Annotated in this window: 15 protein-coding genes and 1 pseudogene; 9 read left to right on the top strand and 7 right to left on the bottom strand. The window is 45.2% G+C overall.

Features of this window, described 5'->3' with window-relative positions:
- Window positions 1-274: 274 nt before the first annotated feature.
- A complete protein-coding gene (locus IE103_RS09070) occupies window positions 275-1,987 on the top strand; it encodes a serine hydrolase (protein ID WP_189345823.1) in 1,713 nt (570 codons plus the stop codon).
- Between the two features lie 114 nt (window positions 1,988-2,101).
- Here IE103_RS09070 and paeA read toward each other — a convergent pair whose 3' ends face one another.
- The 3 genes from paeA to IE103_RS09055 all read right to left on the bottom strand — a co-directional run bounded on the left by paeA (window position 2,102) and on the right by IE103_RS09055 (window position 5,471).
- Window positions 2,102-3,418: a polyamine export protein PaeA gene (gene paeA / locus IE103_RS09065; protein ID WP_189345822.1), complete on the bottom strand. Its 1,317-nt coding sequence runs from the start codon at window positions 3,416-3,418 to the stop codon at window positions 2,102-2,104.
- Between the two features lie 152 nt (window positions 3,419-3,570).
- The gene (locus IE103_RS09060; protein WP_189345821.1) at window positions 3,571-3,987 is read right to left on the bottom strand and encodes a hypothetical protein; all 417 of its coding nucleotides are present in this window, start codon (window positions 3,985-3,987) and stop codon (window positions 3,571-3,573) included.
- A 152-nt stretch (window positions 3,988-4,139) separates the two neighbouring features.
- Complete coding sequence (locus tag IE103_RS09055; RefSeq protein WP_189345820.1) at window positions 4,140-5,471, bottom strand: M28 family metallopeptidase; 1,332 nt, start codon at window positions 5,469-5,471, stop codon at window positions 4,140-4,142.
- Between the two features lie 300 nt (window positions 5,472-5,771).
- On the opposite strand from IE103_RS09055, the gene IE103_RS09050 reads away from it, so the two are divergent.
- On the top strand, window positions 5,772-6,752 hold the full coding sequence (locus IE103_RS09050; RefSeq protein ID WP_189345819.1) for a sulfite exporter TauE/SafE family protein: 981 nt from the start codon (window positions 5,772-5,774) through the stop codon (window positions 6,750-6,752).
- Window positions 6,753-6,915: 163 nt separating this feature from the next.
- Here the strand turns inward: IE103_RS09050 and bla are convergent, their stop codons facing one another.
- The 4 genes from bla to polA all read right to left on the bottom strand — a co-directional run bounded on the left by bla (window position 6,916) and on the right by polA (window position 12,232).
- Complete coding sequence (gene bla / locus IE103_RS09045) at window positions 6,916-7,830, bottom strand: subclass B3 metallo-beta-lactamase (RefSeq protein WP_189345818.1); 915 nt, start codon at window positions 7,828-7,830, stop codon at window positions 6,916-6,918.
- A 179-nt stretch (window positions 7,831-8,009) separates the two neighbouring features.
- Window positions 8,010-8,702 carry a hypothetical protein gene (locus tag IE103_RS09040; RefSeq protein WP_189345817.1) on the bottom strand — a complete coding sequence of 231 codons (693 nt, stop codon included), beginning with the start codon at window positions 8,700-8,702 and terminating at the stop codon, window positions 8,010-8,012.
- 142 nt (window positions 8,703-8,844) lie between these two features.
- Window positions 8,845-9,444, bottom strand: a complete 600-nt coding sequence (locus IE103_RS09035) for a hypothetical protein (RefSeq protein WP_189345816.1) — start codon at window positions 9,442-9,444, stop codon at window positions 8,845-8,847.
- 1 nt (window position 9,445) lies between these two features.
- A complete protein-coding gene (gene polA / locus IE103_RS09030) occupies window positions 9,446-12,232 on the bottom strand; it encodes a DNA polymerase I (protein WP_189345815.1) in 2,787 nt (928 codons plus the stop codon).
- A 12-nt stretch (window positions 12,233-12,244) separates the two neighbouring features.
- On the opposite strand from polA, the gene IE103_RS09025 reads away from it, so the two are divergent.
- The 7 genes and pseudogenes from IE103_RS09025 to IE103_RS18385 all read left to right on the top strand — a co-directional run bounded on the left by IE103_RS09025 (window position 12,245) and on the right by IE103_RS18385 (window position 16,351).
- The gene (locus IE103_RS09025; RefSeq protein WP_189345814.1) at window positions 12,245-12,982 is read left to right on the top strand and encodes an LOG family protein; all 738 of its coding nucleotides are present in this window, start codon (window positions 12,245-12,247) and stop codon (window positions 12,980-12,982) included.
- 232 nt (window positions 12,983-13,214) lie between these two features.
- Window positions 13,215-13,742 (top strand): hypothetical protein, encoded by a 528-nt coding sequence (locus IE103_RS09020; RefSeq protein WP_189345813.1) that lies wholly within the window; start codon window positions 13,215-13,217, stop codon window positions 13,740-13,742.
- 161 nt (window positions 13,743-13,903) lie between these two features.
- Window positions 13,904-14,866, top strand: coding sequence for a homoserine kinase (locus IE103_RS09015; RefSeq protein ID WP_189345812.1), 963 nt, complete (start codon window positions 13,904-13,906; stop codon window positions 14,864-14,866).
- A 101-nt stretch (window positions 14,867-14,967) separates the two neighbouring features.
- Entirely contained in the window at window positions 14,968-15,711 is a 744-nt protein-coding gene (locus IE103_RS09010; protein ID WP_189345811.1) for a BPSS1780 family membrane protein, read from the top strand.
- A 115-nt stretch (window positions 15,712-15,826) separates the two neighbouring features.
- Entirely contained in the window at window positions 15,827-16,021 is a 195-nt protein-coding gene (locus IE103_RS09005) for a helix-turn-helix domain-containing protein (RefSeq protein WP_189345810.1), read from the top strand.
- A gap of 3 nt (window positions 16,022-16,024) precedes the next feature.
- A pseudogene (locus IE103_RS18665) lies at window positions 16,025-16,165 on the top strand (helix-turn-helix domain-containing protein); the annotation flags it as partial.
- 15 nt (window positions 16,166-16,180) lie between these two features.
- Window positions 16,181-16,351 (top strand): hypothetical protein, encoded by a 171-nt coding sequence (locus IE103_RS18385; protein WP_229827195.1) that lies wholly within the window; start codon window positions 16,181-16,183, stop codon window positions 16,349-16,351.
- Window positions 16,352-16,471 lie beyond the last annotated feature (120 nt).

Below are 16,471 nucleotides of genomic sequence, written 5' to 3'. Positions count from 1 at the left end.
ATATTGGTAAAAGTGGTGGAGTAACTTAGTTGTACATTAAAGCGGATTGTATTAAAGAGAAGTTTGCTTTTTTATTGTAATCCAATTGCGAGATCGCTTTTTCAATTTTTGTTGATTGCTCAGCTAAGACCATTGATGCCCCAATTTTTGCGTTTTGTCGTAATGCTTGAGAAAATAAAATCGAAGCTGTTTAAGATGAAGATCTTGTGTTAAATCACTAGAATATATTTCTTAAGTTATTTTTAGAATGAATAATCACGTAAAGGTAAACATCATGTCGAGAAGCACTATCTTGGCTTTAACGCCAATTGCATTTGCTAGTTTTTTGCTGCTACAAGCGCCAATCAGTCTGGCGCAGAATCTTAATGGACTAAGCCAGTCTGCGGCTAGCGCAACACCAAGCACGCAGCAACTTGATCAGATCGCAAAGGGTTACTACAAAGCAGATCAACCAGGAGCGACGGTAATCGTCATCAAAGACGGCAAAGTTTTGCTGCGTAAAGCCTATGGTTTAGCCAATCTGAGTACCAAGGAAGCCTTGCAAGCGGATCATGTGATGCGCTTGGGGTCGATTACCAAACAATTTACCGCCGTCGCGATTTTGCAGTTAATCGAAGCTGGGAAAATAGCTTTGAATGACCCCGTAAGCAAGTTTTTCCCTGATTATCCTGTCAGTGGAAAACTGGTCACGATCGAGCATTTGTTGACCCATACCTCCGGCATTCCAAGTTACACCGGCAAGCCCGGTTTTATGGCGAAATCGATGACCGACATTAGCGTAAGCGAGATGGTCGATAGCTTTAAAAGTGATGCACTGGAATTTGAACCTGGAACTGCCTACAAATACAATAATTCCGGTTACTTCTTATTGGGTGCCATCATAGAAAAAGTCAGTGGTGAAACTTATGCGAATTATGTTGCCAAGCATATTTTCATGCCTCTGGACATGAATAACACCGCGCACGAAGGTCATGAGCGTAGTCGGCAAGCGCGTGCGCAAGGCTACTCTCAGCTTGGTGACGTGTTTGATCCAAGCATGAAGATCAGTATGACGCAGCCTTATGCTGCTGGCTCTATCGCTTCTACGGTGGATGATTTGGCGAAATGGGATGCGGCAATTACAGCGGGCAAATTATTAAAAGCAGATAGCTGGCAACGTGCATTTACTTCTTACAAACTGAAGAATGGGCAAGTCACAAATTATGCTTATGGTTGGGGCGTAGGGCAATTTGAAGGCCAAACAATGCTCTCGCATGGAGGCGGCATCCCTGGATTTTCGACTTATGCGCTGCGTTTACCGAAAGACAAGGTGTTTGTCGCCGTGTTACATAATGCTGATCGTGGATTGCCACAACCAGAAATGATTGCAACGCGTTTGGCGTCTGCCGCAATTGGCAAGCCGATTCCAGAATTTAAGGCGATCAGTGTCGATGAAAAAATCTTAGATCAGTATGTCGGTGTGTATAAGATTGACGATAAAAATCGTCGCTTCGTCACGCGTGAAGGCAATAAATTGGTGATGACTCGCACTGATGGTCCGCGCACCGAGTTGCAAGCTTACGCACAGAATGCTTTCTTTAAAGATCAAAACTCTTTACTGCGCGTTGAATTTAATCGTCAAGCGAATGGCGAAGTCAATGAAGCGGTGGTGTATCAAAACGGCGGTTCAGTAGCGCATCCCAAATTAAAAGAAGCACTGCCTCAGCCGCCAAAAGTGGTCGAGATGACGGCTGAGCAGTTTGCGGTATTTGAAGGTGACTATCAGATACAAGCGAATTTTATTTTGAATGTGCGACGCGAAGGAAATCGCTTCATTACACAAGCTACGGGGCAAGGCCCAGTCGGTATTGTCGCCATAGGTGCTGATACTTTTAGCGCGGCAGAAGTTGGTGCGCAATTGAAATTTGAAAAAGATGCGGATGGCAAAGTGACGCAATTAATTTTGAATCAAGGTGGTCGCGCGATTCCTGCCAAGAAAATTAAATAAGCGCCACATTGATGTTTGAAAATTCCCTGTCCCGTTTGGGGCGTCCATGGGACAGGGATTTTTTTAGACTGGATCGCAGATGGAGTAACTAGATTTCTAAGCGGCAAAAGCCGCTTAGGATTTATTTGGAATTGCTTCGGTAGGAGGTTTTTTCACGACCAATAATTGATCAATCCTAAATTGATCAATATCGACTACTTCAAATTTATAATCCCCAACCATGACAAAGTCGGTGCGCTTAGGAATTTTTCTCAGCATAGTCATCATGAAGCCCGCGATGGTTTCGTAATTGCCACTCTCCGGTAAGTCGTCTATATCGAGGGCGCGGCATACATCTTCTATCGTGGTTGCACCATCGATCAGCCAAGATTGATCATCGCGACGCACGATTTGATCTTCTAAATAAGGATGCACCATGCCATCCATTAAGGTGCTTAAGACATCGTTTAAGGTAATGATACCGACTACTAGTGCGTATTCATTTAAGATCACCGCAAAGTCTTCTCGCGTGGCTTTAAATTGCTCTAACATTTCCGACAGCGTGAGTGAATCGGGTACCACTAATGCGGTGCGCAGCGACAACTCCTGCACCTTAGAGAAGGCTTGATTGGTCAAGATGCGTTTGAGGATGTCTTTAGATTCGACATAGCCAACGACTTTATCAATTTGCCCATCACAGACTAGGAACTTGGTGTGTGGATGTTCGGCGATTTTTTGTCGTATGCTTTCCTCATTATCTTGCAAGCTCAAATAGACGATGCTATCGCGTTGTGACATCGCAGAGGGAACAGTGCGGCTCTCGAGTTCAAAAACATTGCCTATCATATCGTGTTCGCGGGTTTGTAAAATGCCAGCCTCGGCACCCGCATTGACGACTGCATGAATTTCGTCAGATGTGATTTGATCGTCACGTTCGGTCGGTAAATTAAAGCTTGTAAAAATTAAATTCGATAAGCCATTGAATATCCACACCAAAGGTTTGAATAATTTAACGCACAACATCATAGGTGCGACAACAAACATCGCTACGCTTTCGGGCGCAACCATCGCCAGCTTTTTCGGCATCAGATCGGCAAGTAGAATAAATATTGAAGTAACGAAGATGAATGAACTCAAAAAACTCAAAGTATCAATCCAGCTCGCTTCACCAAATAGGGATTGAAATAGTTTAGCGAAGTAGGGCGTTAAGGATTGTTCACCTAAAATACCACCCAAAATCGCAATAGCATTTAGCGCGATTTGTACTACCGTAAAAAAATGTCCGGGTTCTTGTTGCAGCGCCAACACTTTGCTGGCGCGCAAATCGCCATCGGCTTCTAAAATTTGTAGTTTGACTTTACGCGCTGCGGCGAGCGCGATTTCTGACATAGAGAAAAAGCCACTGATCGCTACCAGTAGCAAGATAACCAAGAGATGATCAAATAATGCCATGTTGCCTCCATTAATGATGGTAAACATCATAGCCGAGCTTAGGGTAAAACTGGAAATACTTCTGTGCGGCTTGGAGTAGCTCTTATTGGCTTGGTGTTGGGCTAGTGTTGGCTTAGCTCAAGCTGGAGCGAGAAAGTAGGCTGATACAGAATTTAGAATGAAGATTTGCCTTGCTGAATGATGGTTTGTTCCGCCCAATGTTTGGCGCTGTCAAAATCGTTAAAGAAATGCTGCAAGCCAATCCGATGATACGTCGATTTAAGTAAATCTTTGCCATCGACATCATCAGCTGCGACGATGATGTTTTCTATGCAGTGCAGTTGATTGCGACTAAATTGGATCGCTCGTGCGATGCGATCAATTGCATCGCCAGGACACAAGATCGATTCATGCACGATGGTGATCGCTATGTATGGATGTACAGCAGAAAATTGACTAGCGAGCGGCAAGGCTTGCACGGCCCAGTACTCGATTAGCTCGCGATTCCAAGGCCCAGTCAATTCTGTGATGAGAAGTTGCCCTTCGATCCAAACTCGAAACTTACCGTGCGGGCGAAAAATAGCATTCATGCAAATCCTAAGCGCTGATTCCCATTGAACCAGCGCGACGATTAGTGTTTTATTGCAAATACTAGAATTGTAAGTCCAAAAGTTTGAATCACCCCTTCGTCAAAAGATAAATTTGGTTAAATCGTCGACGTTTACTGGTTCAAATAAGCCAATTACTTTTTGTCGCTGCTCGATTTTGCGACCGGCTTGGCACCAGACAAGATTGCCACTGCGGACAAGGTTGTCTGCGCGGCATTTAAGCCCAACAAAAAGTCTTTATCTGAATAAGTTGAGTACACATCGCTGGGTTGGTGCCAGTTCGGATTCCAACCTGCACCGATATGCATACCGCGCTCATTTTCGCGCAACGAGATCGCAGGGACTAAATCCATAAACGGCACCGAATCGGTGTTGGTCATATGAAATCCAACAGCGGCCGGGTAGTTAGTCGCATATTTATCATTCGCCGCGCGGAAGAACCATGCCAACTTCGCTGCGCCTTCTGCCTGTTTTGCCGTCGATTGAAATTCGATATTGACGTCTGCTTCGGCTCTTTGTTCTTTTGGCGAAACGTAGATTGGTTTGCCATCTGCGCCCAATACTGGCTTACCATGTTCATCTAATTTTTCGATTGGCATACCATGATCCCACAGCATCATATCGTGCTGTATCATGCCCAGCCATTTTGGTTCGGGATATTTACCCGAGCCTTTTGGTGATTCAATACCTTGCAAATCTTTACGTTGTGCGACATAGGCATAAGCGCCATTTAAGCCACTTTCTTCATTATTCCAAAAAACAAAGCGTATCGATTTGTCGGTTTCAATTCCCGGTGCACTAAATATTCTGGCGAGCTCCATGACCAAGGCGGTTCCAGATCCATTGTCATTGGCAGCTTCGCCGAAGCCGATGCCATCAAAATGTGCGCCGACGATATACATTTCGTCGGGATTGGTTTTGCCTATTTTTGTGCAGTACACATTCTCGCGTTGTGAAGTGCCGACCGGAGTTTGTTCTGCATTTAAGGCACGTAATTTTTCATTTGGCTGCAGTAGCGGGTCGGTATTGACTCCAGTTTTTGCACGTTTGCCAAACAGCGTGCTACCACCTTGTCCTGGTGCACCGCCCAAGCCACCACTAGGAATCACATTGCGGCGCGGTGCAGGAGCCGCTCCCGGTGTGGCGGGTGCTGCTTGTGTATAGTCAAATTGCATGCGCTCGGTGTTGGTACAACCGTAGGATTTGAGTTGGGCTTCTATCCAATCCAAAGCACGACGATTGCGTTCTGTGCCCTGACGACGATCGCCAAATTCGGTCAATGATTTGATCGTCGCCTTGTATTTTTCTAATTCCAATTGCCGCACCATCGTCACCACAAAATCATCTTGTTTGAGCGCGCTGCCTTGCAAAATCTCCAGCGATTGTGCTTGTGCAAAGCCGATCGAACTAGCGCCGCATAAAGCACTAACCAAGGTAGTGCAGATTAATTTTTGCGAAAAGTGCATGGAAGTCTCCTCTGTTTGGCTTGTGTGATTGTTATTTTCTGTTATTGGCGAAAGTGGATGCTGATCGCTAGACTTTGATTGGTGAGATCATTGAAAGTTCGCCGAAAATTCGATACAACCAGTGTAAAACCCATCCGTCGAACTCGGCAATATTTTTAGTGGTAGACAAAGCGCTACGGTTTTATTTAATTGCAGCGACACAGAACTTTTGCATAAGCAAATAGTTATTCTATTGTTTTGAATTTGAGTTGATTTCGTTATCATCGCCGCTTCTGAATGAAATCCAGCCCCTAAGCCAATATGAAAATCCGTCATATCGATCTTGATGATAGAAGCATTAATCCAGAGCACGAAGCGCTGGCATTGCCTCCTATCGAATACGAAGTGACGCATGCGCATGAGCATCCGATTTTGCGGATATTGAGTTATGCAGTGGTAGCGATCTTGCTCGGCTTAGTTGTGTACTTGGTGTTTCGCTTGTTTTTCGGTGGTAATGAACAAACCGGCATGGCGCTGATAACGCAAACCTTATACGATCCTTTGTTTTGGAGTGCCGTTGGCGTTGGGTTCTTAGCACAAGTGATTGATGGTGCATTGGGTATGGCTTACGGTATTACTTCAAGCAGCTTTTTGCTCGCCGCAGGTGCGCCACCGGCGTTAGCGAGCGGCGCAACGCATTTGGCCGAGGTATTCACGACAGGCGTGTCGGGCGTGGCGCATTTAAAAATGGGTAACGTGAATAAGAAATTATTCTTTGGCTTACTCGTGCCGGGTATTATCGGTGCGCTGGTTGGTACTTATATTTTGAGTAGTATTGATGGTAAAGCGCTCAAGCCCTATATCAGTTTGTATCTTCTATTGATGGGCGTTTACGTAATTAGTAAAGCCTTTCGTCAAATCAAAGCCAAGTCTGATATCAATACGAAAAAGGTGGTTCCACTCGCATTCTTTGGCGGATTAATGGATACCACAGGCGGTGGCGGTTGGGGACCAATCGTGACAACCTCATTGGTAGGTTCAGGACAAGACCCACGTACCACGATTGGTACGGTCAATTTTGCCGAGTTCTTTTTAACCATCGTGGTCGCCGCGTCGTTCTTTTCTATTTTGGATCACACGGTATGGATCTTAGTCGCAGGTTTAGCCTTGGGTGGCTTAGTGGCTGCGCCTTTTGCTGCATTTGTTACCAAGCACTTAAAAGCAAAGACTTTGTTGATCTTGGTCGGCAGTTTAATCAGCTTGGTCAGCGTGTTTAATTTGTATCAGGCATTTATCAAGTAGTTGATGATGCATACGATAGCGATATCGGGTAGTCGCTACAATTAAAGCATCTCTAATTTGATCTGCTAGCTTGTTCGGAAACTTGTTGTGATGTTGATGGGCATGTACTGTTTATGCCCATCACACATTCACTTTATTACTTCTGTTTTTTAGCGATGTCTCTTTACTTAATCATCTCTTTTTTTAATCGATCTTCCAATCGCAGCATTCCAGTCTGCGCATAATTTACACAGGCTTGTGTGTCGGCAAGCGGTTTTGTACCATCCAAACGAGCCATCAGATCACTCGCTGTGCCATGGCCGGTGATTAGAATATCGCAGGCCGTCTTCGCTACGCGTTGACTACTTTCGCGCAGCGCATTTGCCAAAGAATCGGGTGCGGAATAGCGATAAGTCGCATCAGAAATAGATCCTAAACTATCGGCAAACACGAGATTCTTGCAAACAGATTTCTCGCACTCTTGCCAAGTCCAACCCGAGCCACCAGGCGCATGACCCGCCATGGGCAAGTGTTGAATCTTTTTATCACCGATGACGATCGTACCCGCATCCTTAAACGCATGCACATTCGCAACCGGATCAAAGCCAGATAATTCATCAAATTGCGGATCACGACGATCATTCTTGCCCGATTTCAGAACATCGACGATATTGCTGCGACTCAATACCTTCGCCCCAGTTGCGGCTTGCATGCTAGCCAAACCACCCATGTGATCATGGTGCTCATGTGTGATCAAAATCGTTTTGATGTCACTCAGTTTGACACCCAAAGATAGAATGTTTTGCCGCACCGCTTCCGACGCTTTTTGCGGTGCGCTATCAATCAAGACATGACCGTTCGGTGTCGCGATTAACACGACGCTGATCCCGCATGTGCCGACATACCAAGTATTGCCATAAATCCGACGCGCATGGGTAGGCTCGTTCCAATCATCGAGCGATTTGCAAGCTGCTGGTGCAGACGCTAGTTTTGGCTCGCTTGGCATTTTGATGGCGATTCTGTTGGCGTTTGCTGTTTGGGTAAGGCTGAGAAGGGCGATGCTAGTGATCAGTAAGAGAGGGCGGATTTGAAAATTCATTGGATTTTTGTTTGACCGTTTTGGGTGGGTTAATTTCGTAGGGTGGGGCACAGCTTCATCGTGCCTACGTGTTACGGTTGAAAGAGGTGAAAATATATCGAAGAAAAGAATATTGCCGTGATTCGAAAAGCACGATCCGCTTGAGCACAAAAAGCGTGCCCATCCTACAGGGCTAAAATTTATTTGATCGTTGATGACCTCATTATTTCCATAATTTCATTTTCAGCAAGTCCCTTTATTTCGACAAGATTGCCACGACTATTATTAACATAAGTAAAGTAAATTTTGATGTAATGTTTTTTATCTAAGGGGATTGCATAGATTGCGATGCCTGACTCATTTTCAAAACCATACTCAAGCCAATTTAAATTTCCCAAATGTTTTATAGAAAAATTTTGAGGCAAGTCGACTCGTAGTAGTGGCCTGCCTTTTTCAAGTTTTTCTTTGTTCGATGCATCATAAAACCGGATTGCATTTTGAGTGATTATTTCTCGCAGATCATCTGCCTTAGCAATTTCTAACTCTGGATTTGCAAGTGCAAAAACTGCTACTCGCATTTGCATTGCACCTACAGAACCGGGGTGCATGATTTTTTTGAACTCCCAATATTTATTAACTATTTGATAGCCAGTTGTTTCCTGCAATGCAGGTTCAGTATTTGAGTCAACGAAATCAATCAAAGGAAATTGAGGGAATTCCTTACTTTCTTGTTTAGGAACATCAATGCTAAGCCTTTTTCCATAAAGGTCTAGTTCAATTTTTTTGAGTTTATCGCTAGATGCATTAACTGAAGGATATGCTAACACGCTAGTTGTTAAAAAGAGTGATCCTAGTAAGCAATTCTTTAAATACAATAAAGTGTTGGTTTTCATCTGATTTTCCACTTCTAATATTCACAAGGTAAGTTACGGTTGAGAAAGGTGAAAATATATCGAAGAAAAAATATTGCCGTGGTCCGCAGAGCGCAATCCGCGTGGGCACAGAAAGCATACCCACTCTACAAGTCTCTCGATGTTAAGTGATCCAAATATTCACCTGTTGGAGAATTTTCCAATGTCCACTTTCTTTTGATAGTAAGAAAAGATCTCCAGCGCCATATTGCCCACTCGACGAGGTTGATAGCAGCACTAAAGCTTGTTTTTTCTCTTTATCTATACCAACACGTGAAAAGGTGATTAAGCTTTGCGATTTTGGAAACTGGCGTTTGAAATTTTTCCATCTTTCTTGTAATTTGATTGACTCATCAAACAGTTGCAGGTAACTTTTTTCTGAAAGTGTAAAGAGTCTTTTACTGGGCGACGTAACTGTTCTTGGGATTTTGAAGTGCTGAACTTTTTCTCCGACATCTAGAAAATCAGAAATTACAGATGTTGTCGCGGCTGGTAGGAGCTTACTTATCTTCTTTGTTTTTACTGTCAACAAGCTTTGTGATAAAGATCTCGTTGTTGTTAATATGATGGGGTTTGAATTATCTGAATTTTCCTTTAATAGTTCATCAATGAGACCTACATAGACACTTATTTCTTCCGTCCTTATTTGTGCGGATGCAGGTTTGGAGATAAAGAGTTCCAATAGGAGAATACATAGAATGAAGAATACCGAGAATTGACGCATTTTAATGTGCCTCTTCCCAATTCAACCCCACGCCCACTTCGGCCAATAGCGGCACCTTCAACTCAGCCACCCCAGCCATTAACTCCGGCAATTTGCGCTTCACCAATTCCAATTCATCAGCCACCACTTCCAACACCAATTCATCATGCACTTGCATAATCATTTTGGATTGCAAACCATCAGTCTCTAACCAAGTCTGCACCGCTATCATCGCAAGCTTAATCAAATCCGCCGCCGTGCCTTGCATAGGGGCGTTAATCGCTGCACGTTCTGCGCCTTGGCGGCGTGGGCCGTTGGGGCTGTTGATTTCTGGTAGCCAGAGGCGGCGACCGAAGACCGTTTCTACGTAGCCGTGGGCTTTGGCTTGGAGTCGGGTATCGGCCATGTATTGGGCGACGCCTGGGTAGCGTTGGAAATACTTATCGATGTAGCTTTGCGCGGCGTTGCGTTCTATGCCTAAATTACCGGCCAAACCAAAGGCGCTCATGCCGTAGATTAGGCCGAAGTTAATTACTTTGGCGTAGCGTCGTTGTTCGCTCGTGACTTCAGCTAATGGCACACCAAAAATCTCTGATGCGGTGGCTCTATGCACGTCTTCGCCATCGGCAAAGGCTTTGAGCAAACTCGCGTCGCCCGAGATGTGCGCCATGATGCGTAATTCGATTTGGGAATAATCGGCCGAGACGATGCTATTGCCCGGTGCAGCGACAAAAGCTTCGCGGATGCGGCGGCCTTCGGCGGTGCGCACGGGAATGTTTTGTAAGTTAGGATCATTCGATGCCAAGCGACCTGTGACCGCTACCGCTTGCGCGTAGTTGGTGTGGACGCGACCCGTTTCGCTGTTGACCATTTTCGGTAGCTTGTCGGTGTAGGTCGATTTGAGTTTGGCGAGGCCACGGTATTCCAACAGCACTTTGGGCAATGGGTAATCCTCGGCCAGTTTTTGCAAAACTTCTTCATCGGTCGATGGTGCGCCTGATGGTGTTTTTTTGACGACGGGGAGGCCGAGTTTGCCGAAGAAAATTTCACCGAGTTGTTTGGGTGAATTTAAGTTAAATGGTTGTTCTGCTAGTTCGTAGGCTTTTTGTTCCAGCTCTAATAAGCGATTGCCGATTTCATGCGATTGGGTGGCGAGTAAATCACGATTGATCAAGACGCCATTGCGTTCTATTTTTTGTAAAACGACTGATGTCGGTAATTCGATCTTGACGTAAATGAAGCGCAGTTTGTCGTAAGGTTCGACTTGTGGCCACATCGCTTGATGCAATTGCAAAGTGATGTCGGCGTCTTCCGCAGCGTAGGCGGTGGCGCGTTCAATCTCCACTTGATCAAAACCAATTTGTGATGCACCTTTGCCGCAGACTTCTTCAAAGCTAATCGTTTTGCGTTCTAAGTGGCGTAGCGCGAGGCTATCCATGTCGTGCGATTTGTGGGATTCAAATACATAAGATTGCAGCAAAGTGTCGTGCAGAATGCCGCGTAAATGCACGCCGTGATTAGCGAAAATGTGCGTGTCATATTTGAGGTTTTGTCCGACTTTGGCTTTGCTGGCATCTTCTAACCATGCCTTCATTTTGCCTAAAACGAATTCACGACTTAATTGCTCTGGTGCGCCCGGATAATTGTGTGCGAGCGGAATATAGGCAGCAATGCCAGCTTCGCAGCACAAAGAAATCCCGACCATTTGTGCGTTCATCGGTTCTAGCGAGGTGGTTTCGGTATCGACTGAGGTGAGGGCGGCTTGATTGATTTTGTCTAACCATACATCAAGCTGAGCTTCGGTCAAGATCGTTTCGTATTGGGTGATGGCGGGTGCAGCTGGAATCGTGACAGGCGCTTTGCTTGCCGCAGAATCGCTAGCAGCATCTTCGCCAAATAATCCACCTTGCGCAGGTGCTGCTTTGGCTGGCGCAGAACCGGCTACCGGATCAACGCCAAATTCACGTAATAAACTCTTGAAGCCTTGGTGCTGCAAGAACGCGATCATTTCTTCGCGATTTTCTTCTTTCGCCTTGAGCGATTCATCGATGGAAATATGATGTCCGGCTAGATCGCAGTTGGTTTTTACCGTAATTAAGACGCGGCCTTGTGGCAACCAATCTAAGGCAGCGCGCAGATTGTCGCCGACCACACCTTTGATCTTGTCTGCATTGGCGATTACGCCATCTAAGCTATCGTATTCGGTTAGCCATTTCACCGCTGTTTTCGGGCCGCACTTGGTTACGCCGGGGACGTTATCAACGGTGTCGCCGATCAAGGTTAAATAGTCGATGATGCGATTCGGTGGTACGCCGAATTTGGCGAGTACACCCGCTTCATCGAGTTTTTCATTACTCATGGTGTTGATCAAGGTGACGTTGGCATTCACCAATTGCGCCAAATCTTTATCGCCGGTGGAGATGATGGTGTTCATGCCGCGTGCCGTGGCTTCGACCGCGAGCGTGCCGATCACATCATCGGCCTCGACACCTTCCACCATCAAGATCGGCCAACCCATTGCTGCGACTGCTTGATGAATTGGTTCGATTTGTAAGCGCAAATCGTCTGGCATCGGTGCGCGCTGTGCTTTATATTCTGGATAGAGATCGTCGCGGAAGGTCTTGCCCTTGGCATCAAACACACAAGCCATGTAAGCTGCGGGATAATCTTGGCGCAGCTTACGCATCATATTGACCATGCCATGTATCGCGCCAGTCGGTTCACCGCGCATATTGCGCAAATCAGGTAGGGCGTGGAATGCGCGGTATAAATAGCTAGAGCCGTCGACTAATAACAGAGTTTTTTGCATAAGGATTTGGGTATGAATGACAGCGGAAAAAGAATTTTAAAATTGCGCCAGATAACGGACAAAGACAAGGCAACCGCCTTGAAGGCACGTGAGTCATGGCATATGTTCACGATTATGGCAGAGTTTATCGAATCTACCGAACGTCTGTCGGCACTCGGTCCCGCTGTTACAATCTTTGGTTCTGCCCGAATTAAGCCTGAGAATCCGTATTATCAACAATGCGTCGATGTCGCGAAACGATTATCCGATGAAGGTTTTGCGGTGATTTCTGGTGGTGGTCCTGGCATCATGGAAGCTGCCAATCGTGGCGCTTTTGAAGGAGCTTCTGCATCGGTTGGTTTAAATATTGAATTGCCACACGAGCAAAAAACCAATCCTTGGCAAAATATTTCCTTAAATTTTCGTCATTTTTTTGCGCGTAAAGTGTCGTTCGTGAAGTATGCCGATGCGTATATTATTTTCCCCGGTGGTTTCGGTACCATGGATGAATTGATGGAAGTGCTAACCTTGATCCAAACCGGAAAAAGTAAGCGCATACCAGTAATTTTGGTAGGCACTGGTTTTTGGCAGGGATTTTTAGATTGGATTCGTTCGCAAATGGCTGATATGGGTTTGATTGAAGATAAGGATTTGAATTTGGTACAAGTGATCGATGAGCCAGCAAATATTGTCGACGCGATTTTTGCGTTTTATGAAGCGCATGATATTGAACCATCGGACGAAGAACGCCAACGCATGTTGTATCTGTAAGGTATTTGAAAACACGCTGTATGCACGAAACTAACTTTAGCGTGAACACCAGTGAGACATTGCATACAAACTTTTCACCAATATGATTTAGTTGTTGGCGTGTTTTTATAAAAAGTGTGCGATGGTGAACGCTGGTGAAACATCATCGCACGACTTTCCTGCTAAGGACGCTCGGGCTTTGTTACAATGCTGGGCAATTGTCCGCATTTCTATTGAATCTAAAGTGAAAATCATGAAAAGTTCATCGACCTCTGTTTCCAGCCTTTCCAGCCTTATTGCGACTTTTGTGATGGCCTGTTTTGCTATTTCGGCACCAGCAACTGTGTTAGCGCAAGAAAAGACGGCACCTCCACCACCAAAATTAGAAAAATTGGAAGAAGGTCCAGATTCTGATATTAAATTGATTAAGCAAGAAAGTAATAAGTTAAAAACCGTTGAGCGTAAAGATAACGGTAAAGTAACTGAAGTCCAGGTCCGTACTGGCAAAAGCACCTACACGGTGAAACCAAATAATGCGCCGAAAGGCACCCCAGAAGGTGATGCTAATCGCGCAGCGCAATGGAAAGTAATGGAATTCGGCGGCAAGAAAGAGACTAAAGAAGTCGAATCTTTACCTGTGTTATCACCAGGCCCTTACTCTACTTCAAAGACTGGTTCTACCAAATCAGTAGCGCCTCCAGCAGCGAAAGCTGCATCGACTCCCGCTTCTGCAAATGCAGCGAGCGCAGCGTCGGCTTCGATGCCGGCAGAGAAAAAATAAGGGTAACTCTACTTTTCCAAATGTCCTTGTGATGCTTGGCAACGATCAATGATCTTTCACAATGAATGCCTGGCATGACTTGTGATGGCGGTATCGTGTTCGTGTCTTTGCTAACGAAGAATTGGCGTTGTTAGAGATCCTATCATTGATAGTGGATAGACATGGCTGTATTTACATCGGTAACATTGGAAGATCTTGCGCCTTGGATGACGCAATTCCCGCTTGGTAAGGCGTTGAACATACGTGGTATTGCTTCTGGCATTGAAAACAGTAATTTTTTTATTGATACAGAGCAGGGCGAATATGTTCTGACTATTTTCGAAAATTTGAATTTCGAGCAATTGCCGTTTTACTTGAAATTAATGCGTCATTTGGCAGACCGTGGTGTGTTGGTGCCAGCACCAATTGCGAATGCGGATGGTGAGTTATGCGTTGCATTGCATGGTAAGCCTGCAGCGATTGTGAGCAAACTTAATGGCAGCTCGCAAATGGAGCCGCAGCCTGTGCACTGTGCTGAAGTCGGTACGATGCTGGCGCGTATGCATTTGGCAGGACGTGATTTTACGATTCATCAAGCTAACTTGCGCTCGCTTGACTGGTGGCAGTTAACTGTACCCAAAGTGTTGGGATTTTTATCCGCTGAGAATCGACAATTGATGCAAGATGAAATCGCATTCCAATCTGCATTTGCATTGACTCCAACATATAAGGCATTGGCAACTGGGCCAGTACATGCGGATTTGTTTCGCAATAATGTGATGTTTGATGGCGAGCAATTAACCGGATTCTTCGATTTTTATTTTGCTGGCTGTGATACTTGGTTGTTTGATGTGGCGGTGACGATTAATGATTGGTGTATTGATTTAGTGAGTGGCGAGTTAGATATGACACGCGTGCAAGCGATGTTAAATGCCTATCATGCAGTTCGACCATTTACCGCCGAAGAATCGCAAGCCTGGCAAGCGATGTTGCGCGCCGCTGCTTTCCGGTTTTGGCTTTCGCGTGTGTATGATTTTTATCAGCCGCGCGATGCAGAAATGTTGACACCACATGATCCTACACATTTTGAACGTATTTTACGTTTGCGCATTTCGCAGCCAGTTCCAGCCTTGCCACAAGCTTGAGTCTTGATTCTGGAAATTCAAACATAGAATTGATTTAGCGTAGTTTAGTGTAGATATAAAGCCGATAAAGCGTGTTGTTAAAGTAACGATAGAAAAGACAAATGAATACACCGATGCCCAAAGCGGGTTTGCAATGGATACAGCAAGGTTTTCAGACATTCAAAAAGCATCCATTTGAATTGCTGTTTATGTTTTTTGGTTTGATCTTTTTTAATCTTGGCCTCAGCTTAATACCTTATCTTGGTAGTTTCTTACCTTTTATTTTTGGTCCTGTGTTGGGCATGGGCATCATGCATGCTTGTCGAGATATTGATCAGGCTAAGCCAATTGCAACTGGTTCTTTATTGATCGTGTTTCGTTCACCAGCGCTCAAACCTTTATTGGTTTTGGGCTGCTTGTACACGATGGCTTTGGTCGGATCCTTAGCTTGTTCGATACCCGTTGATGATGGCGCACTTTGGAATTATTTAACCGATCCTTCTAAAGCAGATCAAAAAGCCTTAGTGAAGTCGAATATCGGATGGGGTATGTTGACCTTTTTCGCTGTGTATACACCGGCAGCGATGGGTTTTTGGTTTGGTGCACCCTTGATCATGTGGCATGGGATGGGCGTGGCGAAGGCGATTTTCTATAGCTTTTTTGCAGTCTGGCGTGCGCGTCGCGCATTCATGGTTTATTTATTGGCTTGGTGCGGTATTTTAAGTTTCGTGGCTTTGCTAGTTGCGCTGAGTGGTGGTGCGCTTGGCATTCTTATGCTGCCGGTCATGTTGATGATTTCTTTGGTGATGTACTGCACTTTTTATTTTAGTTACACGGCGGTGTTTAGCCGTGATCAACTTGTTTGATTTTCATATTTTCAGATTCTTAGATTCTTCTCTTTTTCGATTTTGTCCTTTTATAGTAAAAATGCCGGAGTGAACTGAACCCCAATAGTTGGACACCAACTATTGGGGTTTTTTAATGACTAAAAATACAGATGAGTTCAAATACCAAGTAGTGCAAGAGTACTTGGGTGGGGCGATGGGGTACGCTTCGTTGGGCAAGAAATACAACTTGGATGGCGATATGATCAGGCGCTGGGTTGGTTGGTACCGAGCGCACGGTATTGAAGGGATCAGAAAGAAATTCACGCATTACAGTGCCGAATTCAAATAGTCTGTGCTAACCCACATATGGGACAATGCTCTATCCTATGGTCAAGCCGCAGCACACTTCAATATTCGCAACCCAGGCATTCTTGCGCAATGGATTCGCCTTTATCGCGAAGGTGGGCTTGACGCTCTACAACCACGTCGCAAAGGAAGACCCCGATCTATGTCAGCTCCAGTCACTAAGCCAAGTAAAGATCAGGAACCAATACCGCTCTCTCAAGAAGCACTACTCAAAGAGCTCAATCATTTGCGCCTAGAAAATGCATACCTAAAAAAGTTGCAAGCCTTAGTTCAGGCAAAGCAGAAACTAGCGCAAGAGAGAAAGCGCAAATAGTCGATGAACTAAGGTAGCAATATCCGATCACACAGGTTCTCAAGGTAGTTGGTATGGCACGCAGTACGTTTTACTACCAACGCAAACAATCGCGTCTCGACGACAAGTATGACGCGATCA

Origin of the sequence: Affinundibacterium macrobrachii (assembly GCF_014652415.1) — a bacterium.
Taxonomy (GTDB): domain Bacteria; phylum Pseudomonadota; class Gammaproteobacteria; order Burkholderiales; family Burkholderiaceae_D; genus Undibacterium; species Undibacterium macrobrachii.
Note: the sequence above shows the minus strand (reverse complement) of the source record. Positions and strands in the feature narration are given on the sequence as shown.

What these genes read in the sequence shown, in the direction of transcription:
- IE103_RS09070 (WP_189345823.1), top strand. Translation starts at nt 275, where the DNA reads ATGTCGAGAAGCACTATCTTGGCTTTAACGCCAATTGCATTTGCTAGT.
- IE103_RS09020 (WP_189345813.1), top strand. Translation starts at nt 13,215, where the DNA reads ATGAAAAGTTCATCGACCTCTGTTTCCAGCCTTTCCAGCCTTATTGCG.
- bla (WP_189345818.1), bottom strand. Translation starts at nt 7,830, where the DNA reads ATGAATTTTCAAATCCGCCCTCTCTTACTGATCACTAGCATCGCCCTT.
- IE103_RS09025 (WP_189345814.1), top strand. Translation starts at nt 12,245, where the DNA reads ATGAATGACAGCGGAAAAAGAATTTTAAAATTGCGCCAGATAACGGAC.
- IE103_RS09005 (WP_189345810.1), top strand. Translation starts at nt 15,827, where the DNA reads ATGACTAAAAATACAGATGAGTTCAAATACCAAGTAGTGCAAGAGTAC.
- IE103_RS09035 (WP_189345816.1), bottom strand. Translation starts at nt 9,444, where the DNA reads ATGCGTCAATTCTCGGTATTCTTCATTCTATGTATTCTCCTATTGGAA.
- IE103_RS09050 (WP_189345819.1), top strand. Translation starts at nt 5,772, where the DNA reads ATGAAAATCCGTCATATCGATCTTGATGATAGAAGCATTAATCCAGAG.
- IE103_RS09055 (WP_189345820.1), bottom strand. Translation starts at nt 5,471, where the DNA reads ATGCACTTTTCGCAAAAATTAATCTGCACTACCTTGGTTAGTGCTTTA.
- IE103_RS09040 (WP_189345817.1), bottom strand. Translation starts at nt 8,702, where the DNA reads ATGAAAACCAACACTTTATTGTATTTAAAGAATTGCTTACTAGGATCA.
- polA (WP_189345815.1), bottom strand. Translation starts at nt 12,232, where the DNA reads ATGCAAAAAACTCTGTTATTAGTCGACGGCTCTAGCTATTTATACCGC.
- IE103_RS18385 (WP_229827195.1), top strand. Translation starts at nt 16,181, where the DNA reads ATGTCAGCTCCAGTCACTAAGCCAAGTAAAGATCAGGAACCAATACCG.
- IE103_RS09015 (WP_189345812.1), top strand. Translation starts at nt 13,904, where the DNA reads ATGGCTGTATTTACATCGGTAACATTGGAAGATCTTGCGCCTTGGATG.
- paeA (WP_189345822.1), bottom strand. Translation starts at nt 3,418, where the DNA reads ATGGCATTATTTGATCATCTCTTGGTTATCTTGCTACTGGTAGCGATC.
- IE103_RS09010 (WP_189345811.1), top strand. Translation starts at nt 14,968, where the DNA reads ATGAATACACCGATGCCCAAAGCGGGTTTGCAATGGATACAGCAAGGT.
- IE103_RS09060 (WP_189345821.1), bottom strand. Translation starts at nt 3,987, where the DNA reads ATGAATGCTATTTTTCGCCCGCACGGTAAGTTTCGAGTTTGGATCGAA.